The organism is Microvirga aerophila (assembly GCF_003332305.1).
Taxonomy (GTDB): Bacteria; Pseudomonadota; Alphaproteobacteria; order Rhizobiales; family Beijerinckiaceae; genus Microvirga; species Microvirga aerophila.
Map to the genome: position 1 here is coordinate 1 of NZ_QOIO01000073.1, position 19,148 is coordinate 19,148.

Genomic DNA, 19,148 nt, shown 5'->3' on the forward strand with positions numbered 1-19,148 from the left:
ATATGACCGCAAGCGATCCGATCAAAACACTGTTCAACACCCTTGCGAGGAGGGGGCCGTCCACATATGCGGCAGGTAGACGTGCTGACGGCACAAGGCCGGACGGTGGCAGAGGCCATCCGGCAGATTGGGGTGACAGAGGTCACGTACTACCGGTGGCGTAACGAGTACGGCGGGCTCAAATCCGACCAGGTCAAGCGGCTCAAAGAGCTGGAGATGGAGAATGCCCGGCTGCGGTGAGCCGTCTCGGATCTCACCCTGGAGAAGCTGATCCTCAAGGAGGCCGCCTCGGGAAACTACTGAGCCCCGCCCCCCGCCGCGCCTGTGTGGATCATGTGATCGCCAAGTACGGCGTCTCCCAGCGGTTGGCCTGCCGGGTGCTGGGCCAGCATCGCTCCACTCAGCGCAAGGTCCCCAAAGAGCCGGAGGATGAAGCGGCTTTGACGGCTGACATCATCGACTTGGCCACCCAGTACGGCCGCTACGGCTACCGGCGCATCACGGCTCTACTGCGAGAGGCCGGCTGGCTCGTGAATACAAAACGGGTCGAGCGGATCTGGCGACGGGAGGGGCTGAAAGTGCCACAGAAACAGCCGAAGAAGGGACGGCTCTGGCTCAATGACGGATCCTGTATCCGCCTGCGGCCGGATTATCCCAACCACGTCTGGAGTTACGACTTTGTCGAGGATCGCACTCATGATGGCCGCAAGTTCCGCATGCTCAATGTCATCGACGAGTTCACGCGTGAATGTCTGGCCATCCGGGTGAGCCGGAAGCTCAAGGCCGTGGACGTGATCGACGTGCTCTCCGACCTGTTCATCCTACGCGGTGTTCCGGGCCATATGCGTTCAGACAACGGCGCGGAGTTCGTTGCCAAAGCCGTGCGTGAGTGGATCACGGCTGTGGGAGCCAAGACGGCTTACATTGAGCCGGGCAGTCCATGGGAGAACGGCTATTGCGAGAGCTTCAACTCAAAGCTTCGGGATGAGCTGCTGAAAGGAGAGATCTTCTACACCCTGGAAGAGGCAAAGGTGGTGATCGAGGGTTGGCGACGGCACTACAACACGGCGCGCCCACACTCATCCCTGGGCTACCGGCCACCCGCACCAGAGGTCGTGGTCCATACGTCAACGCTGGCGCCCAGACCAACCCTGAATTAACATCACACATGGATCACCCACATGGGGCAGGCCACTCACGCTTCCCTGACATAATTCACCGACCATGATTGTATTCTTATAGTAGAGGGCCGCGCCCAGTCCTTGTCTGGACTGTGTTCGCGGCCCTCTGGCCCGTTCTTGCCCCCACGGGAGGGGCCCTTTTGGCGTCTAAACTTGGCGAGCATGTGGCGCTGTCGCGTTCGTATACGGTACATCCCGTAGGAACCAACCGAAGAGACGAAGCCCACCTGATCCAATACAAGGAATAAACCGGCATCGTTGTTGCCCCTTCGAGCCGGACCCTCGAGCGCCCTTTACGAGACAAAGGGCGCTTTCTTTTTGTCTGCATTCCAGAAGCCCGAAACCATGCCAGGGGCGCAGTCCCAAGCGCAGCCGATCGTCGGCGTCAGTGGACGAATCGATAGGAGCGCCAAGCATCCATGCCCTTCCGGGTGATCTGGTATAGGCGCTCATCGCGCCCATCCGCCAAACGGTACGCATTTTCAACGGCGTAGCCCACTTCCAGCAGCGCTCGCGCGTGAGTGTCATCGCAGCCGCGGGGAAGTCTGCCCGGACCGATTTTGATGATGTCGTTTCGCTCGGCAAGCACGCCTAACAGATAGATCTCTCGATCGCCCAACCTCGTCGCTTCCGTGTTCATGAATGAGTTCCTTCGGAAATGAGGCGCTGTGGCATCGGCGCAGGAGCACTGTCCTGCAAGGCAGGTTTGACTAACATCACGAGCAAATCCTCCGTGGCAGGACGCAGAGCGAACCCGGGCGCATGCGCGCTCCTGATCCCAAAAGACCCCGGACACGGCGAATTATTCCCAATGCCCGCTGTCTTGCTGGAGTGAAGGCTGTCTTGCTGGAGTGAAGGCCCCATCACTCCGGGAAGCATTGGGTGAACCGACGCGCCGCGCATGTCAGAGATTGGCCCCGAAGGCGTTCGGTGTCTTCGGACCATAGCCCTAGGACCAACAGCGGATTACCGCCTTGGCGAACCTGCCTAATGTCAGGGGGATTATTGCAACGCGATCAGTGTCCCGCTCAGTTGCATGGTCAAGTCACCGGAGGAAATAGCCCCCCCTCTCCTCCGGTGACCGTTCGGGACGTATTCCCTGGATTGCGGAGTGGCCCGCGTGCCAGACTTGCTTCAATCATCGCTGATGATTGATCGGATCTTCTGCGCGAGCGCATCGACCGCAAAGGGCTTGGTGATCATCTGCATTCCTGGATCGAGGAAGCCCGCAGCCAGAGTCGCGTTCTCCGCATAACCGGTGATGAACAACACCTTCAGGTTGGGACGGGTCTCGCGAGCCGCATCCGCCAACTGGCGGCCGTTCAAGCCCGGAAGGCCGACATCTGTCACAAGAAGATCGATGCTTCTCTTGGACTGAAGCAGCTTGAGCCCCTCTGGCCCGTCCGCCGCCTCCAAGGTACGGTAGCCTAGGTCCTCCAGCACCTCGACGATCAGGCTTCGGACCACCGGCTCGTCCTCGACCACGAGGACCGTTTCGCCAGACTCGGCCCGTGGAGCCTCGGCCAGGGTTGCGGCCTCGATCTCGGCCTCGGTCTCGCCCCAGTAACGAGGGAGGTAGATCTTGATGGTCGTGCCCTTGCCGACCTCGCTGTAGATCTTTGCGTGGCCCTCCGACTGCCGCGTGAAGCCATACACCATCGAGAGCCCGAGACCGGTGCCCTGCCCGATGGGTTTTGTCGTGAAGAACGGATCGAAAGCTCGCTCGATCACGTCCTGCGGCATCCCGGTCCCCGTATCCGTCACGCAGATACAGACATACTGCCCAGGCTTCACATCCCGCTGAGCCGCAATATAGGCGTCGTCGAGGTGGGCGTTGCAGGTTTCAATCGTCAGCTTGCCGCCCTCCGGCATGGCATCGCGGGCGTTGATGACCAGATTGAGCAGCGCGCTTTCCAGCTGGTTCGGATCGCAAAGGGTCGGCCAGAGCCCCCCTGCGAGCACGACTTCGAGGGTTACCGTCTCGCCGACGGTGCGCCGGAACAGGTCCTCCAGGGAGGCGACCAGCGCATTGGATTGAACGGGCCTCGGATCGAGGGGCTGCCTGCGGGCGAAGGCAAGCAGACGGTGCGTCAGAGCGGCAGCGCGGTTCGCCGACGTCATCGCGGCCGTCACATAGCGATCGACCACATCGAGCCGCCCCTGTGATATCCGGGTGCGGAGCATGTCCAGCGAGCCGAGGACGCCGGTCAGAAGATTGTTGAAATCGTGGGCGATGCCGCCAGTGAGCTGGCCGACCGCTTCCATCTTCTGCGATTGACGCAGCGCCTCCTCGGTGTTCCGAAGCGCCTCCGCGGCGGCGCGCTCCGCCGTGATGTCGCGCCCAATGGCGTAGAACAGGCCCTGGTTGGGCACGGCCGTCCAGGAAATGAGGCGGTAGCTGCCATCCTTGGCTCTGAAACGGTTCTCGAATCGGTACGTCCGGATGCCCTCCTCGAGCACGGTCAGCTCCGCCACGGTTTTCTCGACGTCGTCCGGGTGGATCAGTCCAAGGAAGTTGCTGGCCAGCAGTTCAACTTCGGTCCAGCCTAGCATGCTTGTCCAAGCCGGGTTGACGGCCAACAAGGTCCCGTCCACTCGGCACACGTCCATCAGGTCAGTGCTCAACTGCCAGATCTGGTCTCTCTCGCGGGTGCGCTCCTGGACCTGCGCTTCAAGGGTCTCGTTGAGATGGCGCAGGGCCGCCTCGGCGCGCCGCCGCTCGTCGAGCTCGCGCTGAGCTTTCTGAAACAGACCCGCATTGTCGATGGCGACAGCCGCGCCGGCCGCGAGGCCAACCATGAGCCGCTCGGAGCGTTCATGGAACACTCCCGGTTCCGGATGCCCGAAAAACAAGCCGCCGATCACCTCGCCCGTGCGGGACATCACCGGCACGGCAAGGTAGCTGCGCACGGGAAGGTGCCCCTTCGGCATCCCGCGGTGAGGCTCGGAATGGCCGTAGCGCGGATCCTTCGTGATGTCGTCCGAGCGGACAATGGTCTCACCGTTGAACGTCGGTGCGAAGACATGCGTGTTGCGCGGCATCGGGAATTTGGAGAACTCCTCCCGCGGCACGCCTGAGATGGCGTACAGCATATAGCTCTCGCCCGCGTCGTTCTCGACGTTGTAAAAAAACGCGCCGAACTGCGCTCCGGTGAGCTCCACCCCCGCATCGGTCACTTGCTGAACCAGCCGATCGAGATCGAGTTCGGACGCTACCGCCGCGATGGTCGTGTTCAGGATCTCCAGCGCCTTGGTCTCGTCTCTCAAAGCGTCCTGGCTGGCGCGTCTTTCGGAGATGTCCTCGGTGGCGCCATACCACTTGAGAATGCGTCCATCCCCGTCGCGGCGAGGATATGCGCGGGAATGCATCCAACGATACTCGCCATTGCGAAGGCGGGCCCTGTGTTCGATATCGTACGGCACGCCCGTGGTGAAAGATCGCGTCCACGCCTCGATCGAGGGGCCGAGGTCCTCCGGATGGATCGCTTCGGCCCAGGTGCCGCCAAGTCCCGTTGTTCCGGTCCATTCCTGCCAGCGATGCGCAACGCGGTCGAGCTGTCCGTCGGGCGTTGCCGTCCAGGTGACCTGCGGGTTCAGCTCGACCGTATGGCGGTAGTGGTCGCTGGCCTCGCGAAGCCGCTCCTCGGATTGTTTCCGACTGCTGATGTCGCGATAGAACACTGCCAGCCCGTCAACCGACGGATAAACACGAACCTCGATCCAGGCATCGCGGCCGTCCGGCCAGACATATCTGTTCTCGAACATCGCCGGCACGCGGTCGGCCATAGCCTGCTTATAGATCCGGCCGACCTGCAAATCCTCGGTCCCGGGCCAAAGATCCCAGTGACGCCGCCCGATAATTTCAGATTCCGGAATGTTTTCGAGCTGCAATCCCTTGGCATTGATCTGAAGGACTCGGAACTCCCTGTCGAGCAGCACGAAAGCCTCGTCCATGCCGTTGAGCACGCCCGTGGCGCGCTCTTCGCTCTCGCGCAGGGCGCGCTGGTTCAGAACCTTGCTGGTGGTCTCCGTCGCGGCGCAAAACATGCCGGCAACAGCGCCGCTCTCGTCGCGAACGGGAGTATAGGAGAAACTGAACCAGGTTTCCTCCCGGTAGCCATAACGTTCCATCGGGATGAGGAGGTCGTCATACCAGCTCGCCTCACCGGCCAGGGTGCGTTCGACGATGGGACTGATCTGCTCCCAGATGTCGGCCCACACTTCCGAGAAGGGCCGACCGAGAGCGTCCGGGTGCTTGGCTCCGAAAACAGGGATGTAGTCGTCGTTGTAGAGAAAGGCGAGATCGGGGCCCCAAGCCACGAACATGGCCTGCTTCGCGCTGAGCATGAGATTGACAAGACTGCGGAGGCTCTGCGGCCAAGCTTCCGGAGGCCCTAGGGAAGATGTGGACCAGTCATGAGCGCGCAAGCGCGCGCCCATCTCTCCGCCGCCTTCCAGGAAATTCGGCGTCCCAGCAAAAGCCCTATCGTTCATTGCATCCGTCCGCGCAGGATGCATTGCGCTTGCACAATTTCGTATCGAATGACCAGAGGCGTTCGCACCACACCGAAGAAAATCGCCGTAGAATTACATTAACTACCATATCCGGGTCGCGCAGCGCCTCCGCAGAACCGAAGTCCGACAAAACGTCAGGGGTAATAACGCCTAAGCTTGAACTCGGTTGCGGTTGGGTCTTCCCTAAAATGGCCGTCCATGGAGGCTCCGTCGCGGTTGACGGCATTGGGCTCAAGATTCCTGCCTCGGCTTATTTCTCCTCCCTGGGGCTTTCAGGGTGCGGGAAGAGCACCGGCCTTCGCATGCTGCCCGAAGAGTGGCTGAGAATATTGCGCCTGCCCCACGATGGAGGGCGTCCCAAAGGCTCGGCGCTTCCTCAACGACGTAGGAAATGCTCAAGCTTGTCGGTTGGGTCTTCCCAAGGGGCTCTGCCCTAGCCGAACCGGCCCGCCCGCTCCGGCTGCACCTCGTCCGTCTTGACGATAAAACCGGTCAGTGTGGATGGGCCGAAGCTAGTCGATATCGCCACGTCCGTTGCGTCTCGACCCGTGGCCATCAAGATCCGCCCGATCCGCGGCGTGTTGTGCCGGGCATCGAACGTGTACCACCGACCACCGAGATACACTTCGAACCATGCGCTGAAATCCATTGGATCATCAACAGGCGGGACGCCGATGTCTCCCAGATAGCCTGTGCAGTAACGCGCCGGAATGTTCATGCAGCGGCACAGGGTAATGGCCAGATGAGCGAAGTCGCGGCAGACCCCGACCTGCTCGTTGTGTCCCTGCCAGGCGGATCTGGTCGCGCAGGCCTGCTGATAGTTGAATGCGATGCGATCGTGCACATAATCGCAAATTGCCTGCACCCGCGCCCATCCGCCCTCGATGCCGCCGAAAAGATTCCAGGCTGTGTTCGAGAGCTGATCGGTTTCACAGTACCGGCTTCCGAGAAGATAGACGAGAACATCGTCGGGAAGTTTGTCTACTGGGTTCTGTACGGCGTCTGGAACGACCAGATCGTGCATGCCCGAGTCATGAATGAGAAAATCCGCCGAAATTTCAAACCGCCCGGCCGGGGCGAGCACTCGGGTGCAGATGTTCCCGAAACCATCGCGGTAATGCCGGTGCTCGACCGGCGGATCGAACTTGATTTGATCGGGCGTGATGAGGTCCGGCAGCCGCGAGGGGTGAACATGCAGCATCAGAAGCATCGGCGTCGGCTGCGGACACTCATATTCGATCTGATAGCCAGCATGGATCTTCATGGAGCACTCTCCGGGTTAGCCAGTAAAAGCTTATTGTCAGGCACAATGGAACTGACAGCGCGTCTTTGCGCGGCGTCCTTCGGGGATGTCACGCTCACCTCGACCGTCATCCCATCGAAATCGGACGGTTCCCCCATCCAAGTTCCAGAAAGCGGAACCGCCTGGCGCGGGTCTCGGGCCACTGCGATGCGGATGAGGTCACGGTTGCCGATAATGCCGTTGGTCGGATCGAACTCCACCCAGCCGGCCCCTGGCAGATAGACCTGGCACCAGGCGTGGGTCGAGCCGCCGCCGACATGGCCGGACCCGTCGAGGCTCGGGCTGTAGATATATCCGGACACGAAACGTGCGGCGAGGCCAAGGGCGCGTACGGCTTCGATCATCAGGATCGCGAAGTCCCGGCAAGTCCCGCGATTGAGCCTCAACGTCGTGATCGGGTCCTGAATGCCTGTTTCAGACCGGCGATTGTAGGTGAAGCTCTCCTTGATGGCATAGGTGAGCGTCATCAGGAGCTCGCCCGTTCGGGTGGGGCGGCCACCATGGGTGAATTTCTGAACCCAGCGATGAATCTGGTGGTCGGGGTCGAGGTATTGCCGCTCCATCGTGCGCATGAGATCAGGCATCTCCTCCGCGCTGTAGGCGAAGGGATAGGTTTGAGCGTAATCTTCCATGTGGAAGTCTGGCGCATTCGAAGGCACGTGATCGAGGCTGATGTTGCTTTCGAACCGGAGCTCGGAGGCTTCCTTTGCAAAACGCGCAATGGCGACGCAATTGCCGAACACGTCGTGGATCCAGCGCAACCCACTGGGCGCGGGACTGATATCGATCCGGGCGTCCAGCAGCCGCTGGTCATAGCTGTCGCGCGGCCGGAACATAATCCGGTGTTCGCCGAAAGAGACCGGCTGCCTGTAGCGATAGGTTGTTACGTGCCGGACTGCGAGAAGCGTCATCTCATCCGTCAACCCGACAGGCGATAAGAGATTTCATCAACGCCCTCAACCAGTCACCTGCCCGTCTGATCAAAATTCGTGCCTGTCGCAGCTTGGACGTAAAGCCCAGCGGACGAAAGCCTATAGTTTGAGCTTCTGATCATAGCCTCGACCGCGAAGGCTTATCGCGCTCGGTCGGGATCTCTTGGCGAACCTGACGGGCTGCTGAAGCGGGAGATGGCTCTGGAATTGACCGGAGGGCGGTCTACAATGAACTCCTGCGTGACGGCTGCGGGCGGCCGGTTTTTTTCTATCCTGGCTGTGCGGGGACGAGCGATGCAGCCTTTGGAGCGCATCCATATCTTCGGGGCGGCAGGCTGTGGCTCGTCAACGCTCGGGCGCGCTCTCGCTCGCCAGTTGAAGTGCCAGATCATCGATGCCGATGACGTGTATTGGCTTCCCACCCGCCCGCCATACCAGGCGAGGCGAGCTGCCGCCGATAGAATACGGTTGCTGGAAGACGCGATTCATTCGACGAACACCTGGGTGCTGTCGGGCTCTGTGGTTGGCTGGGGCGATCATCTCATCCCCCGGTTCGATCTTGTCGTCTTCCTGTATCTGGCCTCGGATATAAGGCTCGCCCGGCTCAGGGAGCGCGAGCGTGAGCGCTTCGGAGCCGCGATCGATCCAGGCGGTTCCATGTGCGACCAGCACCGGGCGTTTTTGCGGTGGGCTACCGGTTACGATACGGGCCTCAGCGGACGTACCCTCGAAACGGACGCCAATTGGCTTGCGCAACTCGGTTGCCCCGTCGTGGTCATGACCGGCGAGTGCCCAACAAATGATCAGGTCCGGCACATTCTATCATCATGGACGCGCTCGCATCCGTGAACATGGCGGAGCAACATCGGTGCGGCCGGGTTACCCTGATGCGGCCGGTTGTGAAGCGCGATCGTGTCACACGTCCCGTTCGGCGCATGATGGGGATATTCAATGAAGCTGTACGAGTGCCAACATTGCGGCCAAGTCCTCTATTTCGAGAACCGCAAATGCGAACGCTGCGGCTATCGACTTGGGTACCTGCCCGAGAAAGGCCTGCTGTCAGCCTTGGAAGAACGGGGCGGCGCGTGGCTCGCCCTGGGTGCGCCTGAACAGCACCACATCTTCTGCGCCAATGCTGAGCACGATGCCTGCAACTGGCTCGTCGGAGACAATGCAGGTCAATCATACTGCGTCGCATGTCGGCACAACGGCACGATTCCGGATCTCACGCTTCCTCAGAACCTCCTCGCCTGGCGCAAGATCGAGGCGGCAAAGCACCGGCTGTTCTATACGCTGCTGAAGCTCAAGCTGCCCCTGGCGACCCGCAGCGAGGACCCCGAGCATGGTCTGGTTTTCAACTTTCTGGCAGACCCGCCCGACCAGAATGCTCCCAAGGTCATGACAGGCCATGACAACGGGGTGATTACGATCGCCCTCGTCGAGGCGGACGACGCCGAACGGGAGAAGCGACGCTCAACCATGGGCGAGCCTTATCGAACGCTGCTCGGACATTTCAGGCACGAGGTGGGGCATCATTACTGGGACCTCCTGGTACGGGATGGAGGGCATCTCAAGGCTTATCGGGCCCTGTTCGGCGATGAGCGCGAAGACTACGGCGACGCCCTCAAGCGACACTACAACGAGGGCGTTCCTGAGAACTGGCAGAACTCCTTTGTGAGCACTTACGCGACCACGCACCCGTGGGAAGATTTTGCAGAGACATGGGCGCATTACCTGCACATCGTGGATACTCTCGAAATGGCCGCCGCGTTCGGTCTCCAGGTCCGCCCGCAAATCCCCGGAGGGAAAGATCTGTCTGTCGTGATCGACATCGATCCCTACCGGTCGGGGGACGTTCAGAAACTGGTCGAGGCGTGGCTGCCGCTCACTTTTGCACTGAACAGCCTCAACCAAGCCATGGGACAGTCGGACCTGTATCCGTTCATCCTCTCCCCGAAGGTGATCGAGAAACTCGGCTTCGTTCATGACCTCGTGCGCGCCCGGTCATAGGATCATGTCGATGCCATGCGCCTTAACGAAATGCGCTACCGTGTCGCAAGACTTGCCTGACACGAAACAGCTCTTGCGCGTTTCCGCAAATCAGCTCAGATTCATCTCAGCTGCTTTGCAAGAGGCAGCCGTAGGCGAGTCCCGGGAGACGGCACGGATGGACTGCCCTCCCGGGCTCCTCGTCGAACGTCGAGACCTACCAGCCGCTCGAAGACGCGGCGTTCCCGGCTCATCCCCGAAAGCCCACATCCCAAACACAAGGCCCGTCGGCGGGTTCGCTCGCCGGTGCGATCCCCTCCGTTTGCGGAATGCGTTACCGGCTTCAGGCGGCAAGCAAGGGAGTTTTTCTTCCCAGCGGCCTATATCCTTCGGACGTGTTCAACGCAGGTCCAAAACATAATGCCGGATTTCATCTTCATGCTGACCCGCGCTGATCGCACGATCCCGGATGCGCGGGATCGGCTGCCCGAGGCTCTCAGTGCTGGTGTGCGCGACATCGGCTTCAAGGACGTCGGGCTGCCATTCGAAGAACTGCAGCATCTGGCTGCCTCGATCCGGTCTGCAGGCGCAACGGTTTATCTCGAAGTCGTGAGCCTCGACCCGGAGACAGAGGCGGCGTCCGCCCGGGTGGGAGCAGAACTTGGGGTGGACGTCTTGATGGGGGGCACCCGTCCGGACGTGGTTCTGCCGATCTTGGCGGGTACCGGGATCCGCTATTATCCATTTCCAGGCAAAGTCGTCGGCCATCCAAGCGTGCTTGAAGGGACGCCGGATGCCATCGTGGAGAGTACTCGCATGCTGGCCGGGCACGACGGCGTCCATGGAGTGGACCTCCTCGCCTACCGCTTCAAGGGTGATGTCCCGGGCCTGATCCGCCGGGTCCGTGATGCGGCTGCCGGGAAGCCGGTCGTGGCGGCAGGCTCGATCGACCGGTCTGAGCGGATCGCCACGGTCTTGGAGGCTGGCGCTGCAGGCTTCACTGTCGGAACGGCCGCGCTGGACGGTGTCTTCCCCGGACGGTCGGCAGGCCTTGCCGATCAGTTGGCGTTCATCCTGGAACAGCTTCCGTCGACAACCAGCCGATATCACCTCTGAGGCGTAGCGGCGCGACGCCAAAGAGCGCGTGAGCCGGAATTGGTACCTATAGAGGCATAAAAGCTCAAAAGGTCATGCTGGAAGAGCGATTTATCGCCGCGCATGTGAATTCATACCGATAGGAGACAAACGGCGGAGGGGATATGTTATTTGTAACACAAGGGTTTACCTGTGTACCATCCGCGGGACGGCACCAGCGTTTACGATATCCAAATCGACGCCGAGATGTCGGAGGGCGATGACGAACCCGGCCGATCCGTCATCTTTCCGGACAAGGACCTTCTCTTTCAAGCAGACTTCAGACGGTCGGGAACCGATCTGCTGCTCGTTGGCCGCGATGGCAAGACGGCGATCGTCTACGATTACTTCAAGGACGACAGACGCTCGAGCCTGATCACCCCTGAGGGCGCCGACCTGTCCGCCGCCGCCATCAAGGCCTTGTCGGGCCCGGAGAATCCGGGCGAGTACGCTCAGGCGGCTGTCGCTGATGAATCGCTTAAATCCATAGGCCGTGTCGAGAAAATCTCAGGATCGGCGACCGTTCTCCGCAATGGCGTGCCGGTCGAGTTGCATCTCGGAGACCCGGTCGCGAAAGGCGACGTCGTTCAAACCGCCTCTGATTCCTCCGTGACGATCAAGTTCACAGACGGAATGGTCTTCGGCCTGTCCTCGAGCGCGCGCATCGTTCTGAACGACATGGTCTATCAGGCGGATGCCTCCGGCGGCTCCGCCTTGTTCACCCTTGTGCAAGGCGTAATCGGATTCGTGGCAGGCAAGATCGCCAAGACCGGCGATCTCAAGGTCGAAACGCCCGTCGCCACCATGGCGATCCGCGGAACGGCGGTCCAAACGGAGATTTCGGCCGCCAGCGGCACGACGAAGTTCTCGCTGCTCACCGAGCCGGACGGCAGGGTGGGATCATTCGTCCTTCTCGACAAGCACGACCCCACCAAGGTCCTCACCACCATCTCGAGCGCAACCGTTGCGACCCTCCTGACCCCGGTCGCGCTGACGGATATCCGCATCAGCCAGATTTCGAAGTCGCCAAACGATATTCAGGGAGAGAACGACTTTGTCCGCGACCTCTTCCAGGTCTTCTCTCCCGAGCAGAGGCAACGGCGCGGCAGCAGCGATTTCGAAGGGATCCCGACGGTTCCGGTAAACACCCACCTGCCCTCGGACGATCTGCGGCAGACGGATTTCGCGATCACGCCGATCCTGCTGCAGCTTCTTGAACCCCGCGGTTCCGATGTCAGAACGCCCTCTTCGGTCAGGGTCGAGGGAGCGGCCACGGAAGACGGTCCGTTCGCGCGTCTGGACGCCGTCTCGGACGACTTCACCAGGACCCCGGGCGTCGGACCGCCGACAGTGAACTTCCCCTCGTCACTGCCGCCGGGGGTGACGTTCGTGAGGTCGGCGCGCTCATTCGCCCTCGATCCATCGGATCCGGCGTACCAGCGCTTGGCCCAGGGGGAGACGCTGACAGTTACAGTGAACTACAGCTTGACCTACGCGGGCGTCCAGACGCCCGCATCCATATCCTGGACCATCACCGGCGAGAACGACGCTCCCGTCGCCCGGGACGTAAACCTCGGGACCAATGAGAACGCCACAGCCACCGCAGCGTTCGGGGCCGACGATGTGGATTCAGATGCCAGCCGGGCAACGCTCGCCTACAGCATCGTGACGGCACCCGAGAAGGGCACGGTCTCGCTCGCTCCGAACGGCACCTTCAGGTTCCAGCCGGGCTTGGATTTCGATTATCTCGCAGCCGGAGAGAGCGCCGTCGTCAGTTTCACCTACAAGGCTGGCGACGGCAGCCTCGACAGCACGGTCAGGACCATCACCGTGACCGTCCAGGGCACGAACGACGAGGTTGTCGCGCAGGACATCGCCGTCAGCGTTGACGAGGACTCTTCACTGGCTGTAGCAGCCTCGTTCTCGGACAAGGACCTTTCCGACAACCACGCCTTCTCTGTTGACACCAGTCAGATCAAAGGTGCCGTGGAAGTCAATCCGAACGGAACCTTCACCTACCGCACCAACGGCCAATTCGAAGATGTGGCGCTCGGCGAGACTGGGATTGACTCCTTCACCTACACCGTCGACGACGGAAAAGGCGGCGCCTCCACCGAAACAGTCACTGTCACGATTACGGGCCTCAATGACGGCCCTGTGGCCAATGATGACAACTTCGTCGGCATCGCGGAAACCGGACGAAGCGTGCTCGCCGTTGGCGCAAACGACTCCGACATCGACGGAGATGCCCTTCAGATCGTCCAATGGAGTGCGCCTGTGGAAGGATCGGTCGAGGTCGGTCCTTCCGGAACTCTGATCTTCGATCCAGGTGACGACTTCGAGGCGCTCAGCGAAGGACAGACTGCGACCGTTTCCTTCAACTATACCGTCTCGGATGGCCATGGAGGAACGGAAACCGCTACCGCGACGGCTCAAGTGCAGGGCTCCGGAACGTTCACGGCGCCGCATGCGCAGGATATCGCGAACGGTGTGCTAGCCTTCAATGACCAGCCGGTGTCCCTCACTTTGGATGCCCCATCGCAGACGACAACCGCCACGGCCAATATTGCCATGACGATCGGGCTGGGGCCCGTCATCCAGCCGCAGATGAACATCCTGTACGTGATGGATATCTCCGGCAGCACACGAAATGAATTCGCCGGCACTCCGGTGGGCGACCTCAACCAGGACGGTGCGGACGAGTCCATCTTGGATGCCGAAATCGCAAGCCTGATTGGATTGACAGAGCGCGTACGCGCCCTCGGCCTGTCACCGGCGGATGTGACCGTCACCATCATCCCCTTCAACGAGAACGCCAATCCGGCCGATCCCGTCGAGGCGGGCCAGACCGACGCGAACACCGCTGCCGTCACGTTCAGCCTTGGCGCCAATGGGGACCAGACCATCACCAACTTCTTGAGCACCCTTAGGGCTGGCGGTGGCACGAGTTTCGAGGATGCTCTCCAAGCCTCCATCGAGCGACTGCAGGTGCTGGATCAAGGCGGCGAGCAGAACCTCATCTATTTTCTCTCGGACGGCAACGGAACGGGGTCGCTCGCGGATGAGCTCGAGACCCTGACCTCGGTCCATCAGGCGCGGATTACAGCCATCGGCATCGGCGAGGATGCAAACCTCGCCCTGCTGCACACGATCGACAACACCGGTGGCGCCGAGCGGGTCACCTCATCGGATCAACTCGACGCGTCCCTGGTGCCGCCCCCGATCCAAAGTGGAGATGTCGTGGATGTTGATGTCTTCGTGAACGGCATCGAGCTCCCGGGTATCGGACGTGAAGACCTCATCAGCGTCCCGAATGGATATGCGCTCAACCTCGACGTTGGGGGGCTTTCTCGTCAGATCGGCAGCTCGAACACGGTATCGGCATCCATCGTCTTCGCCAGCGGCGAAATCCTGACAACCGAACTTCCCATTGCCGGGGTATTTCCGCTGTCGACGGACCTGGTGCTCTGAGGGCATCATGCACAGGCAGATCCCGCACCCTGATGACACTGATCAGACCGATCCTTGCCCCATTGGGAGTCGGCCGTGAACGGGCTCATGAGAAAGCTGCACCGTTTCGGAATCGGTCGGATCCTCGGACTTCTGCTGCTTCTCAATCTGATCGCCTTACGAGTGTGGGACCCGACGCCTGTTGAAGCCCTGCGGCACCGAGCGTTCGACGTGTACCAGCTCATCCAGCCTCGCATCGCGCCACTGAACGCAGTCACCATCGTCGACATCGACGAGTCGAGCCTGCGGAGCCTCGGACAATGGCCCTGGCCGCGCACGATCATGGCCGATATGGTGACGAAGATCACTGAAATGGGAGGCGTCGCCATCGGCTTCGATGTGCTCTTCCCCGAGCCGGACCGAGGCTCTCCGGACGTTGCGGCTGAAACGTTCAGAGGGCTCGACAGCGAAACGCGGGAGAAGCTGAGACGCCTTCCTGGCAACGATGAAATCTTTGCCAGTGCCATCCGGCAATCAAAGGTGATCCTCGGTCAGTCTGGCTACCGTGTCTCGGGATCAGCTCCGGTTCCTGGAGCGGGCGATCAGACAAGACTTGCAACGATTGGCGCGGATCCGCGTCCATTCCTCGTCAGGTTTCCCCATCTTCTCAGGAATCTTCCAGTCCTCGAAGATGCTGCCCAGGGGCGCGGCATCTTTTCCATCATTCCAGAGGGCGACGGCACGATCCGCCGCATTCCCCTGGTGGCCATGGCGGGCGGAACGATGATCCCGTCCCTGGCGCTCGAGATGCTCCGCGTCGTATCCGGATCGGGCGCCATCCTGATCAAATCGGACGATGGCGGAGTGTTGAGTGTCGGAGTGCAGGAACTTGAGATTCCAACCGACGGCAAAGGTCGGATCTGGATTCATTTCGCCCCTCCCGGCACCAGCCGATATGTGTCCGCCCTCGACCTTCTGCAGGGAAAAGTCCCACGGGATCGCATCGACGGAAAACTGGTGCTTGTCGGAACATCCGCCGCTGGACTTCTGGATCTCAAGATCACACCGGTCCACCCTGCGACCCCGGGCGTGGAGCTCCATGCTCAGCTTCTCGAAAGTGCCCTTACCCAATCGACGCTCAGCCGTCCGAACGCGACCGCGTTCATCGAGATCGGTCTTGCGGCCCTGTTGAGCCTGTGCCTCATCGTACTGGCCCCGAAGGTCAGCGCCGGGACGCTCTTCGTGCTGGGCGGAGCCATTGCGGTTCTGACCACCGGCCTGTCTTGGTATTCCTTCACCTTTCTGGACCTGTTGATCGACTACACGTTCCCGCTGATTTCGAGCCTTCTGGTCTATTCGGTTCTCGTCTTCACCAATTACGTGAGCGTATCGGCCGACCGCCACCGCATCCGGTCAGCCTTCAGCCAGTACATCTCTCCCGCCCTTGTCGAGCAGCTCGCGCAATCGCCGGAGAAGCTGACGCTTGGCGGCGAGCGGCGCGATCTGACCGTGTTGTTCTCGGACGTGCGCGGATTCACGTCGATCTCGGAGTCGTACAGGGATGATCCGCAGGGGTTGACAGCCCTGATCAACCGCCTGTTCACCCCGCTGACCAACGACATCATTGAGCGCAAGGGAACGATCGACAAGTATATGGGCGACGCCATCATGGCGTTCTGGAACGCTCCCTTGTCGGATGCGGACCAGGAACGCAATGCCTGCGATGCTGCGCTCGCCATGCTGGAGAGCCTCGCGGTGCTGAACGAACAGCGGCAGCGTGAGGCTCCAGAGGATCGTCCGGCGCAGCCGCTAAGGGTCGGCATCGGGCTGAACACCGGGCCCTGCGTCGTCGGCAATTTCGGGTCCGACCTTCATTTCAACTATTCGGTCCTTGGCGACACCGTCAACCTCGCTTCCCGCTTGGAAGGGTTGTCGAAGCATTACGGCATCCCGATCATCATCGGCAGCCGAACGGCCGAGGCGGTCAAGGGAGCGTTCGCAGTTCTCGAACTCGACGTGTTGCAGGTGAAGGGGAAAGTCGAACCGGAGCGCATCTTCACGGTCCTCGGCCGCTCGGACGTAGCAGCGAGCAGAACGTTTCAGGAATTCGCGGAGCTGAACGGATCTATGCTTGCCGCGTACCGGCGGCGGGAGTGGGCGCAAGCCCTGGAGGCGATCATCATGTGCCGGGACTTGGGCAAGGTCTTTGGCTTCGATGAATATTACGCGGTTTATGTCGACCGGATCAGACGCCTGATCGACACGCCCCCTGCCGATCACTGGAACGGGGTCTCGGCGATCGAAATCAAATAAATGTCTCTCGATGTTTGCGATCGCCCGGATCCGTTAACGATTTGTTAACCATAATATCCCAGTCTGTTTCCCATGGGCAGCGGCACCTCGACCGGGGGCTAGAGGGAAGCCGCAGCCCGCCCAACATCCCTGTCGAAGCAAAACCTCCAGAGCGCCACGATCAGGCGCTCTTTTCTTTTTGCGATTGCTCGCCGCTATCATGCGGCGCCCCTTTTCAGCAGTGCGGATCGCAGGCTTCAACCGCTCCCTTTTGGGAAAGATGGTCGCCTTCAAGGACGATCAACCGGTCCGCCGACAATCCTCCCACAACGTCACATCTCGAAATAAATATCCCCTGCCGAGTGACGCGATACAGCCGTCAAGCTGCCCAACCTTCACCAAAGTGCGGGTCCCAGAATACGTCCAGTACTCATGTAAAAGTCGAGCTTCTCAAAAACCAGAACAAGGTGGAGAAAGACATGGCGTTCCAGGTTGAACATCTGTCATCCCGTACGAAGCGTTTCTGATCAGGTTTATTCCCCGGACATTCTGTCCCTGCTCCAGTCGCTTCTGGCTGATCTGGCCGATATCAACTTCGCTTATGAGAAGAGCCTCGAAGCGATCAGGCGCAGTCCAGCAGACGACAAACTCAAGGGCGAAATGATCGACAAACTCCGGCAACGCCACCGTGAGCGCCAAGCCCCCTACATCCGAGACCTCACCGCATTGCAGGACCGAATCTGGGCCGGACGAGCTATCAGCTGACGGCCAAACTTTGGACATATACCGAACCTCACGGGGATGTTCCCCTGGCTTCGCGCTGACGGGACATCTTCGTTCCGCCGACAGCCAGCGACGTCGTTCCATGCGCAGATCCGGAAACGGCGCAGCCTTGCGGATTGCAAGCATGTGCTTGAAGCGCATGAATGTCTCTGCACATTGCGTGGGAGGGTGTAGCGACGTGAGGTAGACGCTCTACCATCGTGGTGTTCGCCAGCGTCCGCATCCGCGAGGCTCCGGTCTTTGAACTTCACCGGAGGTACCTCTTCTGGGGTCGTTCTCTCACCCGTGGATCTGACTAACAATACGCTCGCGCAAAAAGCCTGAAGAACTGAGGTGAGACATGATCTGGACCAGGAAGAATATCAGCGATGTCGAGTTGGGACAGTTGAAGGAAAGATACGACCAGCTCTCGACAAATCTGGGCGTTCCTTTCGACATGCTTATGGTTCGTGTTCCGGACAATGCGAAGGAATGCACAAAGGTCTACATGACCCTTCCGACGGAAGATCATCTGGCCATGTTCAGCGGCTTCGACGTCGTTCCTGAGCGGGCCCTTCCACGGGAAGCTTCCTTGCACTTCGGTAACCTCGAAGCTTTCAAGGAATGGTTTTCCTTGCCGGAAGAGAGCGAAGCGATCCACTAGCCCCGTCATCTCGGACATAGGGCTGGCGTCGATAAGCCAGCCGTCGAACGCCAAAACGCGGTCCCTCGATCAGGGGCCGCATTTCGTTTTGATCTGCCGGACAACATCGCGGGTTGGAAGCCACGTGAGGCTGGCCCCAACGGCTTCTCGGATCCCTGTCCAGCCCGCTGCACTCGTCCACCGCCCCCCTAAGCGGCAGGCAAAATGGGCACGATGGTGTCCTTTGCTGATCGGAAGCTCTGGTCGGGCGCTTCCCCAAGCCTACAAAGCCGGCCCCGCTGGGCACGACTTTTCCGGTCGAAGATTTTCCGGCCCGACGCATCACAACCAATGTTTGCTTCAATAAAAGCACCGATCCCCTTCGTTTGAAGAGCAGCAATTTACGTTAGGTCCGCTATCCTGATTTCATAATAAGAAAACGACCTCGCGACCTGATTTGGAGCTGTAAAATGGATGATGACAAGATCGAATCTCTGGCCTCTTCTTTCTATGCAGTAGAATACAACTCCCATAGCTGGAACAGCGCCCCAGAAATCATTAAGGACGAATTCCGTTTATATGCTCGTTCGGCGATCGAACTCTTCAGTTCCGAAACTAAAGCCTTCAACGACGAAGGAATTTTTCATCAATCAAGCCTAACTAATAAGAAAATGCACCTTCATTGATCCGGGGCCGATTCACTGAAGAATCGGCCCAATTTTTTCGAGTCCCATCCTTTCAATCCAAAGCAGGTCCCCTTCCTCGCCAAATACTAAGCCGCAAGGATGTATAGTCGCTGTCGAACCGGCGCTGCTTCTTGAAGCAGTGTTGGTGCAGAGGACACGCAGGCTTTGACTTGGTCACCCTCTTATACCAAGTCCCGCTGATCAGAACCGGTGCGCCCACTCCCGCAGGCCGAGGGACATGATCGTCCAGGGTCGATCCGT

At 60.3% G+C, this 19,148-nt stretch carries 12 protein-coding genes and 1 pseudogene; 8 read left to right on the plus strand and 5 right to left on the minus strand.

Annotation, left to right across the window (positions count from 1 at the left end; all coding sequences use genetic code 11):
• Positions 1-66 precede the first annotated feature (66 nt).
• Positions 67-1,160, plus strand: a pseudogene (locus DRB19_RS25840) (IS3 family transposase).
• Between the two features lie 406 nt (positions 1,161-1,566).
• Here the strand turns inward: DRB19_RS25840 and DRB19_RS25845 are convergent.
• The 4 genes from DRB19_RS25845 to DRB19_RS25860 form a co-directional block, all read right to left on the minus strand.
• On the minus strand, positions 1,567-1,821 hold the full coding sequence (locus DRB19_RS25845) for a hypothetical protein (protein ID WP_114188886.1): 255 nt from the start codon (positions 1,819-1,821) through the stop codon (positions 1,567-1,569).
• A gap of 494 nt (positions 1,822-2,315) precedes the next feature.
• On the minus strand, positions 2,316-5,675 hold the full coding sequence (locus DRB19_RS25850) for a PAS domain S-box protein (RefSeq protein ID WP_114188895.1): 3,360 nt from the start codon (positions 5,673-5,675) through the stop codon (positions 2,316-2,318).
• A 454-nt stretch (positions 5,676-6,129) separates the two neighbouring features.
• Positions 6,130-6,960, minus strand: coding sequence for a transglutaminase-like domain-containing protein (locus tag DRB19_RS25855; protein WP_114188887.1), 831 nt, complete (start codon positions 6,958-6,960; stop codon positions 6,130-6,132).
• Positions 6,957-7,910: a transglutaminase family protein gene (locus tag DRB19_RS25860; protein WP_114188888.1), complete on the minus strand. Its 954-nt coding sequence runs from the start codon at positions 7,908-7,910 to the stop codon at positions 6,957-6,959. Before DRB19_RS25860 ends, DRB19_RS25855 begins: the two co-directional genes overlap by 4 nt.
• Before the next feature lie 315 nt (positions 7,911-8,225).
• On the opposite strand from DRB19_RS25860, the gene DRB19_RS25865 reads away from it, so the two are divergent.
• The 5 genes from DRB19_RS25865 (at position 8,226) to DRB19_RS31600 (ending at position 16,817) form a co-directional block, all read left to right on the plus strand.
• Positions 8,226-8,780: a P-loop NTPase family protein gene (locus DRB19_RS25865; RefSeq protein ID WP_114188896.1), complete on the plus strand. Its 555-nt coding sequence runs from the start codon at positions 8,226-8,228 to the stop codon at positions 8,778-8,780.
• 102 nt (positions 8,781-8,882) lie between these two features.
• Complete coding sequence (locus DRB19_RS25870) at positions 8,883-9,941, plus strand: zinc-binding metallopeptidase family protein (RefSeq protein ID WP_114188889.1); 1,059 nt, start codon at positions 8,883-8,885, stop codon at positions 9,939-9,941.
• Positions 9,942-10,340: 399 nt separating this feature from the next.
• The gene (locus DRB19_RS25875; RefSeq protein WP_114188890.1) at positions 10,341-11,036 is read left to right on the plus strand and encodes a beta/alpha barrel domain-containing protein; all 696 of its coding nucleotides are present in this window, start codon (positions 10,341-10,343) and stop codon (positions 11,034-11,036) included.
• A gap of 171 nt (positions 11,037-11,207) precedes the next feature.
• Positions 11,208-14,525, plus strand: coding sequence for an Ig-like domain-containing protein (locus tag DRB19_RS25880; protein ID WP_114188891.1), 3,318 nt, complete (start codon positions 11,208-11,210; stop codon positions 14,523-14,525).
• 87 nt (positions 14,526-14,612) lie between these two features.
• A complete protein-coding gene (locus DRB19_RS31600) occupies positions 14,613-16,817 on the plus strand; it encodes a CHASE2 domain-containing protein (protein WP_276330637.1) in 2,205 nt (734 codons plus the stop codon).
• 429 nt (positions 16,818-17,246) lie between these two features.
• Here the strand turns inward: DRB19_RS31600 and DRB19_RS30290 are convergent, their stop codons facing one another.
• Entirely contained in the window at positions 17,247-17,720 is a 474-nt protein-coding gene (locus tag DRB19_RS30290; RefSeq protein WP_162815869.1) for a hypothetical protein, read from the minus strand.
• Positions 17,721-17,919: 199 nt separating this feature from the next.
• Here DRB19_RS30290 and DRB19_RS25895 point away from each other — a divergent pair, with 199 nt between their 5' ends.
• Both DRB19_RS25895 and DRB19_RS25900 read left to right on the plus strand, forming a co-directional pair.
• Complete coding sequence (locus DRB19_RS25895) at positions 17,920-18,222, plus strand: hypothetical protein (RefSeq protein ID WP_114188893.1); 303 nt, start codon at positions 17,920-17,922, stop codon at positions 18,220-18,222.
• A 449-nt stretch (positions 18,223-18,671) separates the two neighbouring features.
• Positions 18,672-18,887 (plus strand): hypothetical protein, encoded by a 216-nt coding sequence (locus tag DRB19_RS25900; RefSeq protein WP_114188894.1) that lies wholly within the window; start codon positions 18,672-18,674, stop codon positions 18,885-18,887.
• The last annotated feature ends 261 nt before the right edge of the window (positions 18,888-19,148 follow it).